The sequence below is a fragment of the Janthinobacterium agaricidamnosum NBRC 102515 = DSM 9628 genome, from assembly GCF_000723165.1.
GTDB lineage: Bacteria > Pseudomonadota > Gammaproteobacteria > Burkholderiales > Burkholderiaceae_D > Janthinobacterium > Janthinobacterium agaricidamnosum.
In genome coordinates this window covers 5,916,979-5,917,576 of the sequence record NZ_HG322949.1, presented here as the reverse complement: position 1 = coordinate 5,917,576, position 598 = coordinate 5,916,979, and the positions used below count along the sequence as shown (strand labels likewise).

1 protein-coding gene (cut by both window edges) is annotated in these 598 nt (G+C 66.1%); it reads right to left on the bottom strand.

The whole window is internal to a contractile injection system protein, VgrG/Pvc8 family gene (locus tag GJA_RS28625; protein ID WP_051781335.1) on the bottom strand: the coding sequence, 624 nt in all, runs 16 nt past the left edge and 10 nt past the right edge, and what appears here is coding positions 11–608 (codon 4, partial, through codon 203, partial); reading right to left, the first codon wholly in view occupies positions 594–596. Both codon boundaries (start and stop) fall beyond the window edges.

Sequence of the window (598 nt, the reverse complement as noted above, 5' to 3'; positions counted from 1 at the left end):
GTCGAACGGACCTGCCACAGATGGGCGCGCGCTTCATGCACCTGCATCTGCAAGGTGGCGTAGCGGCGCGCCTGGGCCGCATCGGCGTAGCGGTACTGGCCCGGTGCATCGTAGCTTTCCAGCAGCGGAGCGTGCTTGCCGCCAACCACCCGGTTGGTCGGCACGCTGGCGCTGATCGCCTTTTTCGCCTTGTAGTCGTAGCTCAGCACCGTGACCATGCCGACGCGCAGGCTGCGCTCGGAGCGCAGCGCCTGGATCGTGTCGCCCGGTTCTCCGGCGCGGGCGGCGTGATAGCGCAGGCCGCCGTCCCGGGCGCTGCTGGTATCCTCGGGCGTGGCGCAAGTTTCGCTGCTGTCGGCGAACAGCACCATGCACTGGCCGCCATCGGCCTCTTCGAAACGCCATGTCAAACCTTCGTCGGTCAGCAGGCGGCGGATGAAATCAAAGTCCGATTCGCGGTACTGGCAGCAATAACCGCGCCGGCCGGCACCTTCCATGAACGGGCCGGTTTCATCGCTCCAGCGCCAGATCGCGCGCGGCGCGTAGGCGCTGAACACGCTGTCGATGATCTCGATGATGGTTTTGTCTTGCCAGACGC